Origin of the sequence: Pseudoalteromonas piscicida (assembly GCF_002744175.1) — a bacterium.
In the GTDB taxonomy this organism is placed as follows: Bacteria; Pseudomonadota; Gammaproteobacteria; order Enterobacterales; family Alteromonadaceae; genus Pseudoalteromonas; species Pseudoalteromonas piscicida_B.
Window position 1 is genome coordinate 50,713 of record NZ_NKHF01000036.1, and the last position, 23,591, is coordinate 74,303.

The window sequence follows — 23,591 nt, forward strand, 5'->3', positions numbered from 1 at the left end:
TAACGCGAAAAACGCAATGATGAAATTTTTTATAATAACGTTTTGTTTTGGATCATTTTGTTATATAAACGATCCTTATAAGGACGAAACGATCCTTTTCACCAGCGCTGGCCTTCATAAATAAAGCCCGTGTACACTTGCACTAAATCAGCGCCGGCTGCAAACTTCTCTTTCGCAGACTCCGCACTGTCAATACCACCCACACCAATAATCGGCAGCTTACCTTCGGTAATTCGCTTTAACTCGCTGACAACGTGCGTCGATTTTTCACGAACAGGTCGACCAGAAAGTCCGCCAGCTTCATTGCCATACTCTAGATTTTCAACTGCATCACGGGCTAATGTTGTATTAGTTGCAATAACACCGTCAATACGATTATTCGTTAACGACTCAGCAATTTGGGTTAACTGAACACCATCAACATCTGGCGCGATCTTGACTAACATAGGGACTGATTTATTATGTTTGGCGATCAGATCCATTTGTTCATTTTTCAAACTTTGTAATAGATCATCTAATGCTTCACCGTATTGCAAGTCTCTTAGACCCGGTGTATTTGGTGACGAGATATTTACGGTAATATACGAAGCATGTTCAAAGACTTTTCTCATACAGTGAATGTAGTCATCTTTACCTTGCTCATTTGGCGTATCTTTATTTTTACCAATATTGATCCCTAAGATCCCATTGTATTTTGCAGCTTTTACATTGTTAACTAGGTAATCGACACCCTTGTTATTAAAGCCCATTCTATTAATGATCGCATTTGCTTCTGGTAACCGGAAAATTCTCGGTTTGTCGTTACCCGCTTGCGGCCTCGGTGTCACAGTACCAACTTCAATAAAGCCAAAGCCCATTTGTGCAAATGCATCGATGCATTCTGCATTTTTATCTAGGCCTGCCGCTAAGCCAACGGGGTTTTTAAACTCCAAGCCTAAAAAATTAACTGGCTTATCTTGTACTGATTGAGACCATGCAAGGCTCATTGGCGTATTGGCAAAACGACGCAGATTGCCTAAAGCAAAGTCGTGCGCCCACTCGGCATCTTTGTTAAACATAAAACGACGCGCAAGATCGTAAAACATGGTAGCTCCTCAGTATTGGTAACGTAATCGACTTAGCTAAAGTCACCTTAACGTGACTTTAGCTAAATGGATTATGTCTATTCTGTTAGACAAAAAAATACCCCAGTCAAAGCTGGGGTATTGTAGCGATTTCTAGATTATTTGGAAGTGTCACAGTTGTGGCTTAGCAACATTAGCTCACGAAGTGCAACTGAGAACTTCGCAAAGTCATGGCTTTGTGACGTCTTAAACTCAGTTAGCATTTGCTGCCAACGGTGCAACAAGCCAGCTTGCTTATCCATCCATTGTTCTATTTGTTGGTCGATATCACTGTCATCACCGGCAAAGCTGTTCAGAACTACTTCCGATAACGAACGTTGCTGCCAATCGAGCTCTTCACGGTATGAAGCACGAGCAAGTGCTTGCCAGTGGTTCGCTACTGGTTGCGCAGTGATTTGATCAAGGAACCAGTGAAGGCCCATGTTCGCACCCAGTTTGAAGTAAGTGTTAGACACCACACCAATCTTGCGACCAGAGCTGTTTGCTACTTCCGCTAAGTCCATCACAGAGAACAAGCTTGAAAGTGACACGATACGAAGCGCGATTTCAGCAGGTACACCTTGCGACTCTAAATCACGCGCTTTATCTACGATTTGCTCACTTTCGTTTGCAACCATGTAGTTGTGTAGATTTGCACTTAAATCTTTAAATGTTGGTGCAAAGAACGTAATGGTTTGCTCAATATTTTGAGACTTATCACGGTGGCGCAAGAACCAACGCGTAGCACGGCGAACCGTACGACGTAATTGATATAGCATTTCCGTTTGTACTGCCGCTGGGATCTTATTGTCTAAAGCAGAGATCGCAGACCATGTTTCTTTCATCTCGAAGATTGCGCTTGCAATAGAGTAACAAATGGCAATTTCCGCGTCCGTTGCACCTGTTTCTTCATGCATACGAACCATAAAGTTTAGACCCATATCGTTGACGATATTGTTTGCAAGTTTAGTCGCAATGATCTCTTTACGTAGCGGATGGTTATCCATCGCAGCATTAAAGCGCTCACGTAGTGGTAACGGGAATGAGTTCACTAGAAGTTGACGGTAATATGGGTTTTCTGAAATCTCATCAACCACTAACGTCTCTTTCAATACCATTTTAGAATAAGAAACCAACACCGACAGCTCAGGACGAGTTAAGTCTTTTCCTGCCGCTGCACGTTCTGCTAGCTCTTCGTCAGTAGGTAAGAACTCGATGGCACGGTTCAGCTTGCCTTCTTTTTCAAGTGCATGAATAAAGCGTACTTTTTCTTTAAGTGTTGCTGGGCCTTTAGACTTAGTAATTGAAAGCGTATGCGTTTGACGATAACAATCTTTCAGTACCAGCTCAGAGACTTCACCTGTCATCGAGTAAAGTAATTCATCACGCTGTTTCTTCGTCAGATCACCTTCAGCAACTAACCCGTTAAGTAGGATCTTGATGTTAACTTCATTGTCCGAACAAGCCACACCACCAACGTTGTCGATGAAGTCTGTATTGATACGGCCGCCGTTTGAAGCAAACTCAATACGACCTAACTGCGTCGCACCTAAGTTACCACCTTCACCAAAGATTCTGGCACCTAGCTCACCACCATTGATACGCAATGCATCATTCGCGCGGTCACCTACTTCTGCATCTGTTTCTGATTTAGACTTGATGTATGTACCAATGCCGCCGTTCCAAAGTAGGTCCACTGGCATTTTTAATACGGCTTTAATCAGCTCATTCGGTGTCATACTAGACTTTTTAGTGCCAAGCATTTTCTTCATCTCTGTGCTCAGCGTAATTGCTTTTGCTGCACGAGAGAAAATACCACCGCCTTCAGAGATAAGCTCTTTGTTGTAGTCTTCCCAGCTCGAACGAGGCAGGTTAAACAGACGTTCACGCTCAACATAAGAACTTGCCGCATCAGGGTTTGGATCGATAAAGATATGCATGTGGTTAAATGCAGCTTGCAGACGAATATGCTTTGATAGCAACATACCGTTACCAAATACGTCACCCCCCATGTCGCCAATACCAACCGCAGTAAAGTCAGTAGTTTGACAGTCGATGTCCATTTCGCGGAAGTGGCGCTTAACAGATTCCCATGCACCTTTTGCGGTAATACCCATCTTCTTGTGGTCATAACCAATTGAACCACCAGAAGCAAACGCATCTCCCAACCAGAAGTTGTAAGACTCAGCAATACCATTTGCAATATCAGAGAAAGTGGCGGTGCCTTTATCCGCTGCAACAACTAGGTATGGGTCATCTTCGTCATGGCGAACAACATCAACTGGCGGCACAATATCACCGTGTACAATGTTATCTGTGATATCTAATAAACCACGGATGAAGATCTTGTAACATTCTTGACCCTCTTTAAAGAAGGCTTCACGCTCGCTTGGCAGTTGCTTACAAACAAAGCCACCTTTAGAGCCCACAGGAACGATAACGGTGTTCTTAACTTGCTGTGCCTTAACTAGGCCAAGCACTTCCGTACGGAAGTCTTCACGTCGGTCTGACCAACGTAAACCACCACGAGCTACTTTTCCGCCACGTAGGTGAACACCTTCTACACGTGGAGAGTACACGAAGATCTCAAATGCAGGTAATGGCAATGGCATATCTGGCACTGCACTAGGCTGAATTTTGAATGATGTGTATGACTTGTTCGTACCATCGGCTTCTTTTTGGTAGAAGTTAGTACGTAGTGTCGCTTTGATCATATCAACGTACAAGCGGATGATACGGTCATCATCTAGGTTAGCTACATTTTCAAGCTCTTGGTAGATAGCATCAACGACTTTTGCAAGTGCTTTTTCTGAGGCTGTTTTCTTGGGCGAAAACTTCTTAACGAACAGCTCAACAATCATTGCCGCAATGTGCGGGTAACGATCGAACGTGTTTTCGATATAAGACTGCGAGAAAGTCACACCAATCTGGCGCATATATTTTGCATAGGCACGCAAGATTGAAGCTTCACGACCGGTTAAGCCACCCAGTAGTACCAGACGGTTAAAGCCATCATTTTCTAGACGGTTATTCCAAACGTTGGTTAATGCCGCACGGAAACGTGCTGAGACTTTATCAAAATCAGTGATCCCTTTGCTGTCGATAAGCATAGAGAAATCCATGATCCAGTTTACTTGGCCATCAGTAGTTTTCACCGCATATGGCGTTTCACCAATCACGCGTAGACCGAAGTTCTCAAGCATTGGCATCACGTCTGATAAGTGAATGGGTTCTGCCTTGTGGAATAAGCTTAGGCGAACTAGCTGCGACGTTGCCTCTTCTTGAGGTCTATAGAATAGCATCTCAAGCTTGTTATCATCATTAAGCTGCTCTAGCTTTTCAATATCAACTACTGCCGCACTTGGTAGCACTTGATCTTTGTAAGCTGACTGGAACGCATTGGTGTATTTACGGTTTAATTCATTACCGCGAGATTCACCCGCTCTTTCCAGCAATGCGCCTTGTAGCTTGTCTTCCCAAGTACGAGCCGCTTCTACCAAGTTATTTTCAATTTCTTTCACGTTGTAATCTATGTTGTTGTCATCAACACGAACAATATAATGTGTACGTGCCAGTGTTGATTCAGAGAAAAAGGTTGTGAACTCTACTTTTTCGCTAGATTTAAATGCACGAGCGAGTAGCTGTTGAGTTTCACGACGTAACGCTGTGTTGTATCGCTCTCTCGGTACGTAAACCATACAAGAGAAGAAACGGCCATACACATCCTTACGAACAAACAAGCGACACATGTCACGTTCTTGTGTTTGCAGTACGCCCATCGCAACTTCTAGAAGTTCGCTTTCGCGCGCTTGCACTAATTCGTCGCGCGGATAAGTCTCTAGAATATTCAATACGGCTTTGTATGCATGGGTGCCTTTTGCAAAGTCACACTGCTCCATAATGCGATTGATTTTACTCTTAAGCACTGGAACATCAGCTGCGCTGTTATTGTAAAAGCTAGATGAAAACAGACCGATAAAACGATCTTCACCAATAACATTGCCTTCATCATCAAAACGCTTGATACCAACGTAATCAATGTACGCTGGTCTATGAACTCGTGAGAGTGAGTTTGTTTTCGTTAAGATCAATAAATTGTGGCTACGTGCTTCTTTACGAGCAACTTCAGGTAGCTCTGAAAGTAAACGGCTGTGGTCATCACCTGAATTTTTCATCAAGCCAAGGCTTGTGCCTTCAACAGGCTTTAATTCGTAGTCACCTTGAACCGGTGTTAGGTCGTATTGGCGATAACCCATAAAAGTAAAGTTGTCGCTAACAAGCCAGTCTAAAAATTCAACGGCTTCATTAACTTCATCTTTAGAACAACTATAATGACGTGTTGGCAGCTCTTTGCTTACACTCACCAATTTATCGCGAATTGGCTTCCAATCAGCAACCGCAACAGAGACGTCATTTAAGACAGATTCAAGTTCGGCCTTAAAGTCAGCAATTGCTGAATCATCTGTTTGTCTGTCAATTTCAATGAAGAATACGGTCTTGGTCGACGTTGATTCTTGTTCTGCTTTTAAGTTAGAAACCGCGGTAATTACACCGGTATCATTGCGTTGTAACTTAAGTGGAGAATGAAGTAATAGGTGAGAAACAATGTTTTTGCGATTCATCGCCATGCGCACTGAATCAACCAAAAACGGCATGTCTTTAGCAATTATCTCAACAATCGTGTGTGACGATTGCCATCCATCCTTCGCCACCTCAGGATTGAAAACACGAATGACGGCATCGTCAGACTTGTTTTTATCAAGGGCATTCCAAAGGCTTAATGCTGCGCCGTATAAGTCACTGTCGTTACGATTTGCCAAATCCTCTTTAGACATATTGCTGTACAAGGTTTTGGCAAACGTTTCGACAAGTGACACTTTGTCAGCATGGACTTTTTTATGGATAAGCTTACAGACGTTATCTAGGATAACAGAAGCTGTGCCTTCATTTTGTGTCATTATGTGTTCCTTAATCTATACCACCTTTGAACGGTAGATTATTTGTACAGCCATTTATTAGCGTGGAGTCAGGTAAATTCTAACCTTTCTGACGCTAATAAACAGCCTTTTTGACGAAAACATTTCAAGCTTTTCAGCTGTTTGCTGTTCTATTCACAAAAAATAGATATAAATCGCCAATACCAAATAAAAAGGAGCACAATTATTCACATTATTTTTTCTGGTCAGACCAGATGAGCATTCCAATTGCCGGTAAAAGCAGCACAGCACCCAGCATATTTACCAAGAACATAAAGGTTAAAAGGATACCCATATCAACCTGGAACTTAAGCGCAGAGAAAATCCATGTGCTTACACCAATCGCCAAAGTAATACCGGTAAACAGTACCGCACTTCCGCGTTCGGCTAATGCATTTCGATAAGCTACCGACAGTGGCATACCTTGCTTAAGCTGTCCCATCATAGAGGATAGGATATAAATGCCGTAATCGACACCTATTCCCACGCCTAAAGCGATCACCGGTAAGGTTGACACCGTTAACCCTATCTCTAACTGCACCATCAGCGCCTGTGCAAGCGTTGACACAACATATAAAGGGAGGACTACCGCAATGGTCGCACGCACGCTTCTGAAGCTTGCTAGACACAGCAGGATCACTGCACCATAAACATAAATCATCATAGGTACTTGTGCTTCTGACACCGATTCATTGGTCGCCGCCATTACACCTATCGGACCCGATGCTAACTTGAACGCCACCTCGTCGGTGCCCTCTTCTGCAGCGAACGTTTTAATTTGGGCAATTACATGGTCAATCGATTCAGCTTTATGGTCTTCCATAAAGATAATGATTGGCATCACAGAGCAGTCACCATTTAATAGACCGGAGCTAGTCTCTACTCGAGAAGTAGCTTGTACTAGAGATGCGCTGTTTCGAGGTAGTGTCTGCCACTTTAGGTTCCCTTCGTTATACCCAGCATTCACAGCTTGTGCCACCGAGCTCAAAGATACTGCTGACTGCACACTTGGTAAGTTTTCTACTCGCCACTGGAACCGACTGATGCGATCCATCGTTTGATGATCTGTACAAGCGGCAGGGAACGCCTCGACTATCACTTTGAGGATATCCGAAGAAATAGCATAGCGATCAGAAATCAAGAAGGTATCTTGATTGTAACGGGCGTCTTGATGCAGAGCCGGTGCGCCTGCATGTAAGTCGCCAATTCTCATTTTTTCTGACTGCCAGTAACCAAATGCAAAGAGTAAAGCACTGATCAAGAGAATAACCCGAGCCACTTTTTTGTCTGTTGTTTTTACCAATGCTTCACGCATAGATTCAAACACGTTATGGCTGGTATTTTTGCCATCGCCAATACGTCTGATGTTTGCAGACTCAAAAAATGAGGCCATTACTGGTAGTAATACAAGGTTGGTGAAAATGATAACCGCAACACCTAAACTCGCGGTAATAGCCAACTCACGAATAATACCAATATCGATAGCCAGTAGAGTTAAGAAACCGACGGTGTCAGACAATAGCGCGATACCACCTGGGATCAGAAGCGCCTTAAAGCTTGCCTCTGCCGCCACTTTACTTGACACCCCTTCGCTGACCTTTTTACCTATCGCATTAATCATTTGGACACCATGGCTAACACCAATGGCAAATACTAAAAAAGGCACAAGAATAGACATAGGGTCAACGCCAAAACCAAGCGTACTTAACAGCCCCATTTGCCAAATCACAGCAATAAACGAACATGCAATAGGCAGTAAGGTTAACTTAAAGCTTTTACAGAACATCCACACCATAATAAAAGTGAACGCAATTGCAACAGCAAAGAATAACACTACCCCTTTCGCACCATCGGCAATATCCCCCGCCATTTTTGCAAAACCAATGATATGAATACTGACCTTGTCAGTGCTTAACGGCGCGCGGATCTCCGACTCTAATTTTTGTGCAAATGCTAATGTATCGAGCTTTTCTTGTGTTTGCGGATCAATTTCCATCAACTGCGCCGTCACCATAGCACATGAATAATCACTGGCTACCATGCGACCTACTACTTTGGCTTTTTCGATATTTTGCTTTACAACTGCAAGCCCTTTCTCGGTAGGCTGAAAATTAGCTGGAATAATAGGGCCGCCAGCGAAGCCATCTTCAACCACTTCAACAAAGCGTGCACTTGGAGCAAAGATAGAATTTACTAGAGGACGATTGACGCCGGGGATAAAATACAACTGATCATGAACCGCCTTCAGTTGAGTAAAGAATGGTTCGTTAAATATATCGCCATCTTTATCACACACTGAAATCAAAATACTGTTTGCACCACCGAATTGCTTCTCATGCTGCAAATAGACTTTCATGTACTCATGATTCAGCGGAATATTCTTGTTAAATGATGCATCCAGCTGGATCTGTGTTGCCTTAAAACCAAGAAAAATGGTAGTCAGGGCAAAAAATGTGACGACGGTGATGCGATGCCTAAATATGACATACACGAGTTGATTTAAAAATGCTTGCATTAGTTCTTCACCTCTACTTCAGTGATCCCCTGTTCGGTTGCAAGGATTAACCGATTGTTTTTCACCACTCCCGCGAGGATTGAATGGCCGTTTTTGAGCTGTGTTGAGGTTAGCTTGCCGTTTTTTAGTGTGAAGATGACACCACTATTAGCAAACATATAAATGACATTATCTTGTTCAGTGATAGCATTAATTGTGGCAGTTTTTTGGGTTTTTAGTTGTTCAATTTGTTCTCCGATACCCATAAAAGCATTGCCTCGAAGACCGGCAACTAACAGTTCGCTGTTAGCCATTTCATCAATAGCGAAAAATGACCCGCGGTAAAATTGCTCAAACTTTTGCCATGTTTTTCCTACGTCTTCACTTTTTGCGACTAACCCCATTTCACCCACCAAATAAAGTTTATTGTCGGCAACAAGTAGACGGTTAAAATGCGGCAATATAAAGGCTGTTTCTAGCTCGTACCCTTCAGGGTCTTGTTCTTTTAAGTCATTCAGGTAGTCAACATCGTCAGGGTGAACAAATTCATTGATAAATCGCTTAGTCCACGACTCACCACCGTCGAACGTTTCGAAAAACATGCCATAGGCGCCCACCGCAAAACCATGCTGTTGATCAATAAACTCGATATCCAAACAGGGTTTTTCTAGTTTTGGCAAATACTGCTTCACCGCCCAAGTTTTACCACCATCCGTGGTTTTTAGAATACTAGCGTCATGGCCGCAGGCCCAACCAGTATCACTGCCTTTAAAGGTGACAGCTGTAAGTAAAGATTGAATAGGCACTTCTGCCTGGGTCCAATTTTGTTCTGCCTTTTTATAAATAATTGTGCCGTGTTTACCCACTGCAATTAACGCATCACCATTGTCGGTAATATCTGTAAAAAGCGTTTGCTCTGGGTGTGCGACCATTAAGGCTGATTGTGGAGCAATCTGATCGCTACTCTCGGCCGCTGCTAAATGCGCCATAGTTAAAATCGAGGCTGCTACTAACTTCTTCATCATGAGAAAACACTCGAGTTGTATGAGGAAAGGAGGAAGAAGGCTGAAGCGAGGTTGCCTCAGCCTGATATTTTGTTGATTAACGACGACCCTCACGGCGCAGTGCACCCTGAGTAAATTCGTTATCATTGAAAGATTGACTAAAGTCGTACATGTCTTCTTCGTTGTCTAAACCAATCGCAAGATAACGGCGAGAGTTTAGATCATAATAAACATCTAACGTACTCCAATGAGTCGGCACTTCGTAATAGTTAAGACCATGTGCCATCGCAACGCGATACATTTGGTCACGGTTATCATAGATATCCGCTACGTGGATTTGCCAGCTGTCCTCATCAATGTAGAACACTCGTTTTTTGTAGATATGGCGAGTGCCTTCTTTTAGGTTAGCCTCGACGACCCATACACGGTGTTTTTCATAACGTACGTGCTCAGGGTTGATATGACCTGCCATCAAAATATCTTCGTACTTGAGTTTGTCGCTATGCAGCTTGTAACTGTTGTACGGAATATACATTTCTTTTTTACCTACTAATTTCCAATCGTAACGATTTGGAGAACCGTTAAACATATCAAAATCATCGGTTGTTCGCAGGCTATCTGACGCTGTTCCTGGTGCATCATAAGCAACATTCGGCGCACGTCTAACACGGCGCTGCCCTGTGTTATATGTCCAAGCCTGACGCGGTGTTAAAATTTGGTCCATGGTTTCATGTACCAATAGCGCTGTACCAGCTAGACGCGCAGGTTCAGTAACACGTTGCTTAAACTTAAACAAAATATTTGACTCTTGTAGCGCTTCAGGTGTGGCATCTGTTGCAGAATACTTAACCAGCAGTTGTTCATCAAAACCGATGATATTGTAATCACCTGACTCTGTTGGCATTGCCTGACCGCCGTAACGAGCAATAGACAAACCACGGAAGCGTAATAGATGATTCCAAATTGCCTCTAGACCATCTTTTGGAATTGGAAATGGAATACCAATTGCGGTGTTTTTGATGCCGTTACCGCCTTCGATCAGCTCCGCAGTTGATGCATACTTCTTCGTGGCATCGTATACAAATTGTGGATATGATGCGCTACGTCTAGTCGGATAAATGTGCATTTTGAACGTTTCTGGATAGGTCTCAAATAATGCAATTTGACCTGGGCTCAACATTGACTTGTACTTATCCAAATTCGACTTATCAATGGTAAATAATACTTTGTCATCGGCGTAAGGATCTGGGTGGTGCATGCCAACTTCGTAACCAGCAGGAGGCGCTGTGATGCCGCCATTCCATGCTGGAATACTGCCGTCCGCATTACCTGCTTTTTCAGCACCGATGGGTGTTAAATCTTTTCCTAAGCGTGCGACTTCATCGGCTGACATTTTAGCCATTGCACTGCTTGCAGACATCATTGTAATTATTGTTGCTGCTATAAACGTAGGTTTTCTAAACATATCGAAAGCCCTTAAATTGAATACTTAATGTTGAATGAGATGAAATCACGGTCCGCAAAGGTATTCGTCTTACCACCACCCCAGAACGTGTTATAACCAAAGTCAAATGACCACGTATTTAAGTAGTTAAAGTTAAGATTAATACCAAGCGACTTACGATCCTCAATGAACAAGAACATAGGATCTGGTGTAATACCATTTACATCATGAGAGAACACTACGCGTGGTGAAAAGTTCACGCCACTGAATAGGTTGTTGTACTCCCCTTTTGCAATAAGGCGATAGCCCCATGCTGAAGCAGTCGGGAATGGATTGGTTTCAGGACCGTTTGAAACCGCTTGATGGATAAGATTATAATCTCGGCCAGAAAGCCCCTCAATCGTGCCACTTCGACCAGTACCTGATACATTTAAGCGCAGCTCATCGTACTCTGGCATATCTTTGATAGTAACGGCACCCACTTCGCCAACAACTGCCCAGCTATCTGCGCCTAGCGATGGACCAAACAAGTGTGTTGCGGTCAACTGCGCTTGGATAGTGTCTCGTAAGATATAACCTTGCGCTACTTCGCCAGGACCTACATAGGCAATGTCGTCCCCTTGACTCAACTGAGATAGGCCAGCCAAATCATCACGTAGACCCGCTGCCGCCAATTGCTCAACCATACCTGCGTATAGCAATTCTACATCATCTATTTGTAGAGGTTCATCTTGTCTAAATGCAACTTCACCGGCTAGTGCAGTTTCTCCAACTGCCGTATTAAAGCTTAAACCATATAACTTAATGTCTTCTGGATAGGTAATTTGCGCTTGAGTAAAGGCATTGAGGTTAGTGATGTTATCTTCGGTAATTGGATTATTGCGAATGTAGTCTAAGTCGGCTGCTAACGCGGCGTTTGTGAAATTAGACGCTTTACCCGAAATAAGCGGCCTACGGCTATGGTAGTTAATATAGTACAAGCCGAATTCAGTATCGTTTAGCTCAGGTGAGAAGATACCTAAACGCAAACCATATTGGCCGCCATCATCCGGCTCGCTCTTGCCGCTATTGCCTTTGCCTTTAAGTGCCACCTTAGTAGGATATGCCATGTACATAGATGCAGCAGCTTGCCCTACCGCTTCTGCGGTTGGCACAATACCTTGTGCAACCAGTGATGCAGCAGCGTCGGTATATAAGCTATTTAGCGCATCAGTTAGGTGGTAAAGATCAATGTCTGGGTTTGAAGTAAAGCCCAATTGAACATTTTGCATATAACCATTTTCGGAAGCGAAGTCATTGGTAGAAAAATAGCTACCTGTCGCTGGTAATCTGGTTTCATGCCATTGATACTGATAAAAACCCTCTAAGTTGACGTTTTCAGACAGTACGACCGATGCCCATAACATGCCAACCGGAATGAAGGCTTCTTTCACTTCAGAACCTGGCGCTTTAAGTCGGTCGATATCTACTGGGTTCACGTTAATACCGTGAGAGATCAGCGTACTCTCACCCCAGTTTACAACTTGCTGACCTAGGCGGATAGACAGTGGGTTTTTACCATCATTAAGATCAAAGTCGGCCCAGACAAAAGCATCCAGTAGACGTAGGTCTGAACATACTTGCTCTTTGGTGTTGTCATCTTCACACGGATCTACCTTTTGACCCGATACTGGGTTGCTATAGGCAAAGTCACCATCTTCCATTGCGAAGTCATAGAAGTACATAAAACGTGTGAATAAGCCGTAATTATCATTCGTGATGGCTAAATCATGCGTGCCTTTTATAAGTTGTGAAAAGGTATCACCTGAGTCAAAATTCAAGTTCCCAGCATCACCATTATTTGAATAGGCCCCCTGTTGTGACCAGATTTGTGACGAAGAATAGATCGTATTGCCAGTCGTCGCTTTGTAACCGTCCCAGTTGAACTGTGGATGATTGCTTTTACCGATGAAGTCAAAATTACGATCTTCAACGCGAATGCTTTGACCATAAGAGAACGTTGAATCGAAAGTGATTTCAAAGTCACCAACATCAAAACTGGCTGCGTGTACTGACGTTGCGGCAACTCCTAGTACAGCCGCACTAAGACCGAGCATGATTTTGTTTTTCACAAAGAGCGATCTTTTTATCATTATTTCTCCCCCTTTTGGCGGGTCATGTCTAGAGCTTAAGCTCTTAGAGTTATTGTTTTTTGTTGTCTAAACGATAGAAGCGAAACCGCGAAAATACAAATACTACCTCATTAAATCAACGCTTTTTCGCCTCTAGGGGCGTATTTTACTCTTGGTAAGACGTCCTACCAGATAATTTATAACACGTATTTCAAGCTTATAACAAACTCATTTAACAAAAATAAAATATGTTTTGCAGTTACCCTGCGATTAAGTGACTTTTTCTAACGATATAAACTTATTGCTATCATCCAAGATCAAACGGAATCTTCCCCTAATGCCGATTGATGTAATAAAGGGTCGGATCCGCTCTGCTGGGAAGCGAATAGTCTTCCCAGCATCTTCAATCACTTGCACAGAGGTGTAGTGCCCATAGTAGTAACCTAGGCACTTGTCATAGCTCAAATCCATGTAAAAGAAGTACTCTTTCATTTACTGTGCCAATGCCTTCTCAACTTTTTCATATAAGTCATCGCTAAGCCCTTCTAGATTGGCTAAACGAGTAAGTTGTGCACGCATCAATTGTTGCCGAGTCTCGTCAAAGCGCTGCCAAGACATAAACGGCGTGATCATACGTGAAGCATTTTGCGGATTGATACCATTTAGCTCAATCAAGAGATCACCAAGTAGTTCATAGCCTTTACCGTCAATACGATGGAATTGGGCTGGATTATTACGGGCGAAACTGCCAATAAGTGCTCGTACTCGGTTAGGATTGCCTTTTTCAAAACATGGATGATCATAAAGCGCATTTATTTTCGCTATCACTGCATCATTAGGTAGGCTTGCGTGTAATGCCAACCATTTATCCATCACTAGCGGATCATGACGCCACTGACTGTCGAACTCACTGAATAACTGAGCCATTTTGTCATGCTCAGCTGATACCGCAGCTTTAAGCGACGCAAGCTTTGTCGTCATATTATCTGAGGCAAATTGTGAATCCAGTGCGCCTTCAACCAAGTTTGAGTCGGTTTTTACTAGATAATACAGCGCTTTGTTTTTAAACGCTCGAATTGCCACGTCGTGTGCCTCTAAGGAGCCTGTATCGCTTAGTGAAGCATAAGCAAGCTCTAAGTCTTGCTGTAGCGCCTTAGCAATCTGTGACTCAAACGCGTTAGAGACAGTAACGAGCGCCTCTACTGGTATCGTTTCGAACTGACTTGCCAATGTATCAAAAGTCGGCAAGCTAAGTAATTCAGCAAGTAACGCAAGGTCGCCTTCAAGGGTTTTGACTAAAGACGACAGCGCACCCAATACCCTCTTGTCTAACGTGTACTCTCCCGAGTCAATCGCCGATTTGACTGCAATCATAAAGATCTGTTGCATCGCTTCCCAACGAGCATAATCACTTCGTGCAAAGCGCAGAATATGCAGCAACTCGTCAATGGTATAGCTATACTCCAGGAGCACAGGTGCAGAAAAATCTTCTAAGAGCACAGGGACCGGTTTAGTTGCCACTTGTTCGAATTCAAAGCGTTGTTCATGCTCGGTGATATCAAGCGCTCTTTTGATTTCGCCCTGTTGCGTCAATAACGGAATACTCTGTCCTTGTTCATCGAGCAATTCTAACTTAAATGGAATGTGTAGCGGTGCTTTTACCGGGTCGTTATCTGCATGACGCTGTGTAACGGTCATTATATAACGCTGTTTGGTGTTATCGTATTCGGTGACTACGTTAAGTCTAGGTGTCCCGTATTGCTCATACCACAGCTTGAATTGGGTCAAGTCCATCCCAGAGGCATCCATCATGGCATTGACAAAATCGTCACAGGTTACCGCTTGTCCATCATGACGCTCGATGTAAAGTTGCATCCCTTTTTGAAAGTGCACTTCGCCCAACAGCGTATGCATCATGCGGATCACTTCTGCCCCTTTGTTATACACAGTAACAGTATAGAAGTTATTCATTTCTATTACTTTTTCTGGTCTGATTGGGTGTGCCATTGGGCCTGCATCTTCTGCAAATTGATGAGTTCGCATCGCCATCACGGCATCGATCCGGTTTAACCCGCGAGAGCCGAGATCACTGCTAAATTCTTGATCTCTAAATACGGTTAAGCCTTCTTTTAAGCTCAATTGAAACCAATCTCGACAGGTTACACGATTACCGGTCCAGTTGTGGAAGTACTCATGTCCGACAATGGACTCAATAGTATGAAAATCCCGGTCTGTTGCAGTTTCTTGACTTGCTAGTACACAAGCACTGTTGAAAACATTGAGGCCTTTATTTTCCATCGCCCCCATATTGAAGAAATCTACCGCAACTATCATGTAGATATCTAGATCATATTCTAAATCAAAACGAGACTCGTCCCATGCCATGGCCTTTTGCAACGAGCGCATTGCATGAGGTGCTTTATGTAAGTTGCCTGTGTCTACAAATAGCGCGAGTTTCACATCTCGGCCTGACTTTGTTTTATAGCTGTCTTCTAGCACATCAAAATCGCCAGCCACTAATGCAAATAGGTAACTGGGCTTTTTATGTGGGTCATGCCACTTAGCGAAGTGTCTGCCATCTTCAAGGCTGCCCTCTTGCACTTTGTTACCGTTGGATAATAAATAGGGGTATTTCGATTCTCCGATAATAGTGACCGTATACGTGGTGAGCACATCCGGCCTGTCCATAAAGTAGGTGATTTTACGAAATCCTTCAGCCTCGCATTGCGTGCAATAAGCCCCATCTGAGAGATACAGTCCCTCAAGGGAAGTATTGGTTTGTGGCGAGATTTTCGTCACGATTTTAAGTTCAAAATGCGCTGGTAATGCTGTGAGTATAAGTGAGGATGGTGTCTTCTCAACCGCTTGCCACTCTTCTCCATTAACTTGGCAAGACAATAACTCTAAATCAACACCGTCTAATACCAACCGAGACTCGCCATCAACAGCACTGCACTCACTTATCGCAGTGACTATGGTATTTCTTGGGCTCAGTTCAAAGGTTAATGCTAGCGAGTCAACACGATGGCTTGGCGCCACATAATCTTTAAGGTACTTGGCTTGAGGTTTTTGAGTCATAAATTGTCCTTACAAAAACGCCCCTAACAAGGGGCGATTAATAATATATCGTTTAATCTTTTGATAACATCGCCTATTACTAATCATAGGCGCTCTTTGACTAGGTAACCTGAACTCAGTATAACAACTTGTTCTCCAGCAGCTGTTATCTCGAGTTCAGTTTAGTTAGCCCGAGCTAAAGTCGCGGTGCAAAGCACACACAATGCTATACTTTACACTCTACGCTACCTATCATTTAGCTTCTTCTGCTTTCATCGCTGGTGGCGTTATCTTCAGGATCTTGATACCGAGATATGCGTAGATAACAGCAAGCACAGGGTTAATCAAATTAAAGAATGCATACATTGCATAATCAAATGGGTTGATCAGTAGTACGCTCTGCATATAAGCGCCACAGGTATTCCATGGAATAAGCGGGCTGGTAATTGTGCCGCCATCTTCCAGCGTCCGAGATAGGTTCACACTCTTTAAGCCCCGCTTCTTGTATTCTTCTTTAAACATACGCCCTGGCACCACAATCGCGATGTATTGGTCTGCAGCAACCAAGTTAGTACCGATACAAGTCGCAATCGTCGAAGCAATAAGCGACCCTGTACTTTTGGCAATTTTAAGGATGCTACGTACAAAGACGTCTAACAAACCAGTTTTTTCCATAATGGCACCAAACATTAATGCCGTCATCACTAACCAAGTGGTGGTCAACATTGAAGACATACCGCCACCGCTTAGCAGGTCGTCCATTTTTGCATCACCGGTCTGTAATACAAATCCATCAAAAAAGGTAGCCCAGACGAGTTTGACATATCCAACTAACTCACCTTGGCTCACATCGATTTGGCTTGCAATCAGGTCGCCTTGGAATAGTACAGCCCATACGGCACCCATTACCGCGCCAATCGAAATAGCTGGGAAGGCAGGCATTTTTTTAATCGCCAGAGCCAGCAATACCAACAGAGGCACCAGCATCATGATATTAATATTAAAGTTGCTTTGTAGAATAGAAACGATTTCATCTATGCGACCAGCTTCACTTGTGGCCTCAGCATTAAAGCCCATCACAATAAAGATGATCAGTGCAATAACAAAGCTTGGCACTGTAGTCCAAAGCATATGTTGGATATGATCAAACAAGTCACTACCTGCAACAGCAGGCGCTAGGTTTGTGGTTTCTGACAATGGGCTTAGCTTATCGCCAAAATACGCTCCAGAGATCACCGCTCCGGCGGTAACCACTTGATCTAGCCCTAACCCTGTTGCAACGCCCAATAATGCGACACCGATTGTTGCAGCCGTTGTCCACGAGCTGCCAATACTCATCGCTACTATCCCACAAATCAAACAGCTTGCAGCATAGAACCAACTAGGATTAATAATTTGCAGGCCATAATAAATTAACGTTGGTACAGTACCTGAAAGTAACCAAGTACCGATGAGCGCACCTACCATCAACAAGATGATAATTGCACCAAGAGAAATCGTAATACCCTTAATCATCGCTTCTTCAAGCGTCTTCCAAGTAAATCCGTTTTTAAGACCAATCAACGCAGCGGTGAAAGTTGCGAATAGCAAGGCAATCTGATTTGGACCTGACGACGAGCTATCGCCGTACAAATACACAGCGGCGCCAAGCAAAGCGACCAGCAAGGTAATTGGAATAAGAGCGTCTAAGAACGACGGCTGTTTTTGTTGTTTCAAAAGGAATACTCCTACGCACGACGACACATGCTTATAATTATTTTATTTGCAGTATACCGTTTTGAGGCGTTTTGAGTAGCTAGGTTATACCCACTTGCTTAATTAAGTGCGCTATTGTGAGGTCAGAAAATCTTGTCGATAACACCGCTATCGCATCCTACTAATGCCGAAACAGCTATTCCATTTAGGCAAGGCAAAATTTCCTATTCTTTTGTTCCAATGGGAAATTTTAGTTTAGTTGACTTCAGATTTACGTTCTCAAATTGTTCAACTATCAAGGCAAAGGGTTTACTTGTGGTTGAACCACATACCGCTCTCAAAAAATCTCAAAAAAGTATCAACAGAGAAAATTTGGCAGATGATAACAAAATTTGTAAAGTAAAAGTAACAATAAAAGGCGCTGAACGCGCCTTTTATTGTTTATGAACCCTGTTTGGCTATTCTGCCATAGGAAATCAAGTCCTGAGTTATCAGCGCCGCCTCCTCAAGGTATGGGTCTAACTCTGAGATAACCTCTGGAGCATCGTCCAAATCCTCTACAGGCTCTAACCCGAGGCGTTTCAAGCGCTCATTGGTGCGTTTTAACACCAGAGCATCTCGCTCTTCACGTTCCTTGATGCGCTCGGCTTCCACTAAAGATATTGCCTTATCATCTTTGCGCGCCTTGTATTCCTCGATATCTTGATAAACGTATGCAAACTCAGGTTCTTTCTTGACTCGTTCGTCATGACGCTTAGTTAAATATTGAATGGTTGGAGACAAATTATCCAAGCTTGCATATTTCGCTCGAACAATGCTATCCCAAGGTAGCGCATTATCTTCTTGGCTTTCGCCCCACTCTTCAGGTTCAATTGCTGAAGGCAGTAAAATATCTGGGATCACCCCTTTATGCTGCGTACTACCGCCATCAATGCGATAGAACTTTGCAATAGTGTACGTTACGCTTCCCAATGGGTTTTCAAACAAGTCGTAGTTTTTGCCCAGACCTCGGTGCTGTTGCACAGTACCTTTACCAAAGGTCTGCTCACCGACAACGACCGCTCGGCCATAATCTTGCATTGCTGCGGCGAAGATCTCTGAGGCTGAAGCACTGTATCTGTCCACAAGTACCGTTAATGGGCCATCATAAAAGGTTATACCATCTTTGTCTTGTTGGCTTTCAACACGATTGTACGCGGTATGGATCTGAACCACAGGGCCTTGATCTATAAACAGGCCTGATAACTGCGTTGCCTCATATAACGAACCGCCACCATTTTGGCGCAAGTCGATGATCACACCATCCACTTTAGCTTCTTTGAGTTTCGCAATCTCAGCTTTCACATCCTGAGACAAGTTGTTGTAAAAACTCGGGATCTCAATCACGCCAATTTTGCTTTGTAAGTCGGAGTACTTAGCTTCAAACACATCTGACTTAACCGCACGGTCTTCAAGCTTTACTTTATCGCGAACGATTTCGACTACTTTAGGTGTACCGTGACTGTCGGTGCCTTTTAGATACTGAAGACGAACCTTCGTACCCTTAGGGCCTTTAATCAAATCAACAACGTCGTCGAGACGCCAACCGATAACGTCGACAAATTCTTTGTCATCTTGTGCTACGCCAATGATTTTGTCATCAGGCTTAAGTGTTTCGGTTTTATCTGCAGGACCGCCGGGTACTAAACTACGAATAACAGTGTAATCTTCGTCATAGCTTAAAACTGCACCTATTCCTTCAAGTTCTAGATCCATATCCATTTTGAACTGTTCAGCACGTCGCGGTGACAAATAGGAAGTGTGTGCTTCGATGCTACGTGCAAACGCATTCATAATAACCTGAAAAGCGTCTTCACTATTTGTTTGCACCAAACGTTTTTGCGCGTTTTTATAGCGCTTTGTCAGGATTTCTTTAATTTCTTCCCAGTTTTTACCAGTTAGCTTCAAGCGTAGCGCGTCAGACTTTACTCGCTGGCGCCAATACTCGTCAAGCTCACTCACTGTAGACGCATAATTTTGCTCTTCTCTGTCGAAAACAAACTCATCTTTTTTCTCAAAGTTCATTTCTTTGTCGAGCAACCCCATGGCAAAATCATACCGTTCAAAGCGGCGCTTCATGCTAAGATTGAACATATCGTAGGCAAATCCCAACTTACCGGAGATCAGTGCATCATCAAACTGCTTACGATATGGTTGAAAGCTTTCAATGTCTGACTGCAATAGCAAAGACTTATTAAAATCAATTGCTTCTACGTAACGATCAAAAATCTTATTCGACAGGCTGTCATCAAAGCTGAAGCGCTTGTAGTGTTGCCGAGTAAATAAGTTAGTCACTCGCTTACTAGCCGTAGTGTGCTGCGCTTCAGGTTTGAGAACTGGCAAGTCCTTTATGGTGACTGTGCTTGTCGAGGCTAATGTTACACTCGAGACGAACGCGGCAACTAGGGAAATGAGTGGTAACTTTTTACTCATATACAACTCCTTACTGGATAAATAGGCTATCTGCTTTAGTTTTTACTTGCATTCCTGTTACAAGCTCAACATGCACTTCGTCGTTTTTGACTTCAGTGATTGTAGCGTTAACAAGCGCTTGACCAAGCTTAACTTTGACTTTGTTATTAACCTTGACCTGTTCAGCCGGTAAAGGTTCAACTTTACCACTGCGCTTAGGTTTAACTTCAGCAGGTTTATTACTCATTTTAGGGCGTTTTTGGTCTTGACGGTCCCTACTATGCGGTTTCTTTTTGTAAGATTTTGTTTCGCCATCACGGTTGTTTGGACGCTGAGGCTTCTTACGCTTCGCCATTTTTGCACGACTTTCAGCAAGCGCTTTTTCTGCGTGCTCAACATGCTCTTGTTCAACTTTTTCAGCTTGATTACCGTCAAGGTCTACGCGGAATTCGTTTTTCGTTACAGCTTCTAAATAACGCCAGTTTGAAGTGTATTTACGAAGTGCCTGACGTACTTGGGTTTTACTGACCTTGTCAGAACCTTCAATACGTTCAGCGATATCTTTAAAAATACCTACTTTAAGTGGTTTGATCCCGTCCTTTTGCTTAAAGCAGTTAGGAAATTCGGAAAATAAGAAGTCTAGTACTTCGTTTGTGTCTTTTAGCTTGTTTGTGGTTTCCATTTTTAAACCTATTAATTACATCTGCTCATCGAGCGACGAGTTTATATAGTGTGTTACCCAGTCAGTTAGCTCTTCTATATCTGCTTCTAGAAGTGCTAAATCACCGCGAAGATGTTCCCAAATGCCTTCTATGAGCCTATCTACCGTATCGCAATCTAAGTCTTCGGGGAGTAAATCCCATGCGTGATGGATAAGTTCATTTAAGCGCTCTGCAACCACCTCTTCTTCGCCTTCCCAATCACCAACATCGGCGTAGGAAAACAAATAGTCTTGTACTTGAAGCATATCTTTCATTAAAGCGTTCCCTCGAATGCCTTAACAAACGCCTCTAAGCCGTTTTTATCCTGTTCGTCAAATCTTGCCAGACTAGGACTGTCGATGTCTAGCACAGCAATCACTTTATTGTCTTTGAATACAGGGATAACGATTTCTGAATTTGAAGCGGCATCACAAGCAATATGGCCTGCAAATGCGTGAACATCTTCCACCAGTTGGGTTTCACAGGTTGCAGCAGCTGTACCGCACACGCCCTTACCTACAGGGATACGAATGCAAGCAGGGTTGCCTTGGAATGGGCCAAGCACAAGTTCTTCTGCGCTATCCATTAGGTAAAACCCGGCCCAATTGATATCTTCAAGAGTTGTAAATAAAAGCGCACTTAAGTTTGCCATATTGGCAATCATATTGCTTTCACCACTAATAAGCCCTTGAGCCTGTTTTACTAAAGTCTGATAAAAATCTTGCTTTTGCATTACCATCAAATTCACGAATTAAACGACAAAAGCTAAAGGTACTCTTTCGGAGAAATAATTAAAACCTTTTCGACTGAAAAAGTATTAATTATCTGTAAAACGGACACTACTCGGTCAATTATCAGTCAACTTCGCTTGACCTCGGCGCAAGCCATACAGAAATAGGCCCGCTGCAAGCATGGACATTAATGCGTTGACAATAAACCCCGCACCGGACTGTGCGGCGAAAAGATAACTAAAAATAGCGCCGCCAAGTAAGCCTAATGTTAACAGCCCACTGTACTGAACTTTGTTGTGCTTATACATCAATACATAACCTGGAACCACGAAAAGGCACATCGCAAGACCAACAATATAAGCGTTCGAAATGGCGCTCAATAGCAGACTAAAAAACATCTCGCTGCTTCCAAGTGTAAAGCTGTAATAAATCCCAAGCCCCCCTCCAACGATAAGTGGCGCAAGTAAAGAAAACCCAACACCTGTACCAACTTGTTTCATTTCTTACCTCCAATAATCGCACTAATAGTTGAAAAAGCATTCGTTGAGTATTGTGCAAGCAAGGCTATTGCACTAGCAGACTTTGGTCTAATACAGCACTAATCGGCAATTTTTTAACGATGAGGGGGAGCAATCCCGACGCTAATTAAGAGAGTCTTTTGCTTTTGAGGCCAGTGGGTAATGACTTTGAGTGTGGGAGAAACAAAAAAGCCCTCGATGTCGAGGGCTTTAAATGTGGCGGAGAGATAGGGATTTGAACCCTAGATACGCTATTAACGTATGCCGGTTTTCAAGACCGGTGCTTTCAACCACTCAGCCATCTCTCCGCAGCGGGGCGAATAATAGAGAATCCCCTTGCGCTTGTGAAGCTTTTTTTTCAATTATTTGATCGTTTGCGTAAATTTTGTCTCAATCGCGTAATAACCAATCAAAATTCAGGCTGATTTTACGATTTCGGCGAACTTTAGACAGTATTCAATGTCTTAGAGAATAATTCCAGATACAAAGTGGCGATTAGATTAACCATAATATTGATCCAGAAATCATTGCCCCAACATATAACTGTTGGTACTCTTATCACAGTTATCTTTGGGAACAGCATGTTATATTAAGGAGCTTGAATCATGGCATTCAATCATTCATACAACACTGCAAAGCCAGTCATGTCTACGATGGAAACCAACAAAGTGTTGAAGAACACTTATTTCCTACTTGCAATGACATTGGCATTTAGTGCAGTAACAGCAGCAATTTCGATGACTATGGCACTTCCGCCTATCACAGGTATTGTTTGTTCATTAGTGGCCTTTGGGTTACTTTTCGTGATCGGTAAGAAAGCGAACTCTTCTTCTGCTATTGGTTTGGTATTTTTATTCACCGGTATTCTGGGTTTTGGCCTAGGTCCGATGCTTAACCATTATGCAGCATTACCAAATGGTGGCATGCTAATTGCGCAAGCTCTTGGTACTACCGCACTGATCTTTTTCGGTTTGTCGGCTTATGCACTAACTACAAAGAAAGACTTCTCATTCATGGGTGGTTTTTTAACAGTTGGTCTTATCGTGGTCATTATTTCAAGCTTGGTAAACCTGTTCATTGGTTCAAGCATTGCATTTATGGCGATTAATGCGGCGGTTGTATTAATCATGTCTGGTTTTATCTTATATGATACCAGCCGCATTATTAATGGTGGTGAGACAAACTATGTGCTTGCGACTGTTAGCTTGTACTTAAGTATCTATAACTTATTTACAAGTATCCTTGCACTTTTAGGTGCATCGGATGACTAACTCAGAATTTCTGATAAAATAAGCCCCATCATGGG

The 23,591-nt window shown here is 43.1% G+C and carries 15 protein-coding genes, 1 tRNA gene and 1 pseudogene; 2 read left to right on the forward strand and 15 right to left on the reverse strand.

Annotated features, from left to right (window positions below):
* Positions 1 to 75 precede the first annotated feature (75 nt).
* From pyrD to nhaC, 9 genes and pseudogenes are all read right to left on the reverse strand, one after another.
* Positions 76 to 1,085, reverse strand: a pseudogene (pyrD, locus tag CEX98_RS08050) (quinone-dependent dihydroorotate dehydrogenase).
* A 137-nt stretch (positions 1,086 to 1,222) separates the two neighbouring features.
* Positions 1,223 to 6,061, reverse strand: a complete 4,839-nt coding sequence (locus CEX98_RS08055) for an NAD-glutamate dehydrogenase (RefSeq protein ID WP_099641580.1) — start codon at positions 6,059 to 6,061, stop codon at positions 1,223 to 1,225.
* A 211-nt stretch (positions 6,062 to 6,272) separates the two neighbouring features.
* Positions 6,273 to 8,594 (reverse strand): efflux RND transporter permease subunit, encoded by a 2,322-nt coding sequence (locus CEX98_RS08060; RefSeq protein WP_099641581.1) that lies wholly within the window; start codon positions 8,592 to 8,594, stop codon positions 6,273 to 6,275.
* Positions 8,594 to 9,595 carry a YCF48-related protein gene (locus CEX98_RS08065; RefSeq protein WP_242441662.1) on the reverse strand — a complete coding sequence of 334 codons (1,002 nt, stop codon included), beginning with the start codon at positions 9,593 to 9,595 and terminating at the stop codon, positions 8,594 to 8,596. Before CEX98_RS08065 ends, CEX98_RS08060 begins: the two co-directional genes overlap by 1 nt.
* Positions 9,596 to 9,674: 79 nt before the next feature.
* Positions 9,675 to 11,042, reverse strand: coding sequence for a DUF1329 domain-containing protein (locus CEX98_RS08070; protein WP_099641583.1), 1,368 nt, complete (start codon positions 11,040 to 11,042; stop codon positions 9,675 to 9,677).
* Positions 11,043 to 11,053: 11 nt separating this feature from the next.
* Positions 11,054 to 13,153: a DUF1302 domain-containing protein gene (locus tag CEX98_RS08075; RefSeq protein WP_099641584.1), complete on the reverse strand. Its 2,100-nt coding sequence runs from the start codon at positions 13,151 to 13,153 to the stop codon at positions 11,054 to 11,056.
* 249 nt (positions 13,154 to 13,402) lie between these two features.
* The gene (locus CEX98_RS08080) at positions 13,403 to 13,624 is read right to left on the reverse strand and encodes a DUF2835 domain-containing protein (protein ID WP_099641585.1); all 222 of its coding nucleotides are present in this window, start codon (positions 13,622 to 13,624) and stop codon (positions 13,403 to 13,405) included.
* On the reverse strand, positions 13,625 to 16,210 hold the full coding sequence (gene pepN, locus CEX98_RS08085) for an aminopeptidase N (protein ID WP_099641586.1): 2,586 nt from the start codon (positions 16,208 to 16,210) through the stop codon (positions 13,625 to 13,627).
* A gap of 231 nt (positions 16,211 to 16,441) precedes the next feature.
* Positions 16,442 to 17,905: a Na+/H+ antiporter NhaC gene (gene nhaC / locus CEX98_RS08090; RefSeq protein ID WP_099641587.1), complete on the reverse strand. Its 1,464-nt coding sequence runs from the start codon at positions 17,903 to 17,905 to the stop codon at positions 16,442 to 16,444.
* Positions 17,906 to 18,037: 132 nt separating this feature from the next.
* On the opposite strand from nhaC, the gene CEX98_RS08095 reads away from it, so the two are divergent.
* A complete protein-coding gene (locus tag CEX98_RS08095; protein ID WP_143484336.1) occupies positions 18,038 to 18,331 on the forward strand; it encodes a hypothetical protein in 294 nt (97 codons plus the stop codon).
* On the opposite strand, the gene prc is transcribed toward CEX98_RS08095, so the two are convergent.
* From prc to CEX98_RS08125, 6 genes are all read right to left on the reverse strand, one after another.
* Positions 18,326 to 20,356 (reverse strand): carboxy terminal-processing peptidase, encoded by a 2,031-nt coding sequence (gene prc / locus CEX98_RS08100; RefSeq protein WP_099641589.1) that lies wholly within the window; start codon positions 20,354 to 20,356, stop codon positions 18,326 to 18,328. The two genes, CEX98_RS08095 and prc, sit on opposite strands and share 6 nt — an antisense overlap.
* A 10-nt stretch (positions 20,357 to 20,366) precedes the next feature.
* Entirely contained in the window at positions 20,367 to 21,017 is a 651-nt protein-coding gene (gene proQ / locus CEX98_RS08105; RefSeq protein ID WP_099641590.1) for an RNA chaperone ProQ, read from the reverse strand.
* A 15-nt stretch (positions 21,018 to 21,032) separates the two neighbouring features.
* Positions 21,033 to 21,311, reverse strand: coding sequence for a hypothetical protein (locus CEX98_RS08110; RefSeq protein WP_099641591.1), 279 nt, complete (start codon positions 21,309 to 21,311; stop codon positions 21,033 to 21,035).
* The gene (locus CEX98_RS08115; protein ID WP_099641605.1) at positions 21,311 to 21,769 is read right to left on the reverse strand and encodes a GAF domain-containing protein; all 459 of its coding nucleotides are present in this window, start codon (positions 21,767 to 21,769) and stop codon (positions 21,311 to 21,313) included. Before CEX98_RS08115 ends, CEX98_RS08110 begins: the two co-directional genes overlap by 1 nt.
* Before the next feature lie 114 nt (positions 21,770 to 21,883).
* Positions 21,884 to 22,267 (reverse strand): hypothetical protein, encoded by a 384-nt coding sequence (locus tag CEX98_RS08120; RefSeq protein ID WP_099641592.1) that lies wholly within the window; start codon positions 22,265 to 22,267, stop codon positions 21,884 to 21,886.
* Positions 22,268 to 22,502: 235 nt separating this feature from the next.
* A tRNA-Ser gene (locus CEX98_RS08125) sits at positions 22,503 to 22,593 on the reverse strand.
* Between the two features lie 297 nt (positions 22,594 to 22,890).
* On the opposite strand from CEX98_RS08125, the gene CEX98_RS08130 reads away from it, so the two are divergent.
* Complete coding sequence (locus tag CEX98_RS08130) at positions 22,891 to 23,556, forward strand: Bax inhibitor-1/YccA family protein (protein ID WP_099641593.1); 666 nt, start codon at positions 22,891 to 22,893, stop codon at positions 23,554 to 23,556.
* The last annotated feature ends 35 nt before the right edge of the window (positions 23,557 to 23,591 follow it).